This is a genomic window from Methylibium rhizosphaerae (assembly GCF_006386545.1).
Lineage (GTDB): Bacteria > Pseudomonadota > Gammaproteobacteria > Burkholderiales > Burkholderiaceae_C > Pseudorivibacter > Pseudorivibacter rhizosphaerae.
Genome location: NZ_SWAR01000197.1, coordinates 1 through 923, shown reverse-complemented (window position 1 = coordinate 923; position 923 = coordinate 1). Strand labels below are relative to the sequence as shown.

Genomic DNA, 923 nt, shown 5'->3' with positions numbered 1-923 from the left:
TTGCTTCACTTCTTTTGCTTGCCACCAATGAGTTCTAACCTCTCCATCGAGCGGACCCACAACGGCGGGGCGCAGCGGTGCGCTTCGGAAGCGCTCGTTGCGCCGTCGTGCGCCGCTCATGTCAAACTACAAGGGCTTCCCCCTCTGTCAAGCGAAGAGAGGCCTTGACCTTCAACGAAGGCCACCAGCAGCAAGAGACTGGCTTCGAGCTGGCGACAGCTGCGATGGGGGAGGAGACAAGGGTGCGGACTGGCAAGACTACCTGCAGACCCTGATGCAAGACGCACGCGGGAGCCTCATTCGTTAGTCGAGGTGGGCCGCAGCCCCCTCCACGACATGATCAGGCACGGCCCGCGCAGGTCCAACCTTGACTCATCACCACAAGCCGTCACACGGCGGAAGATCGATCCAGACTCAAGCGGGCATCGCGAAGGCCTCACCGCGTCGCAACATGGCCCAGGCCATGCGAGCGTTCTTGGCGGCAATGGCCACGACGGCGCGCCAGTAGCCGCGGCGCTCCTGCAGCGCCAGGGCCCAGCAACTCAGCGCATCGGTGCGGCCCTTGGCCGCGTTGAGCACGGCACGCGCGCCCAGCACCAGCAACGAACGCAAGTAGCCATCACCGGCCTTGGTGATGTGGCCCAGGCGGGTCTTGCCGCCCGAGCTGTACTGCCCGGGCACCAGGCCGAGCCAGGCGGCGAACTGGCGCCCGTGCGCGAACTCGTGCGCATTGCCCACGCTGGCCACCAAGGCGGTCGCGGTGGTTTCGCCGATGCCGCGCAGCTGCATCAGCTGCCGGGTGTCACCTTCCACCGTAATCAGGCCACTTCGTTTCCGGCGTAATCGAGCCAGTCGGGGCCGCCGGGACGGCTTGGCGTTTTCGGCGTAATCAGGCCAGTCCGTTTCCGTCGTAATCAGGCCAC

1 pseudogene is annotated in these 923 nt (G+C 65.4%); it reads right to left on the bottom strand.

The features are described from left to right. Positions 1-414 precede the first annotated feature (414 nt). Positions 415-852: pseudogene (locus tag E8D38_RS28080) on the bottom strand (IS110 family RNA-guided transposase); the annotation flags it as partial. Positions 853-923 lie beyond the last annotated feature (71 nt).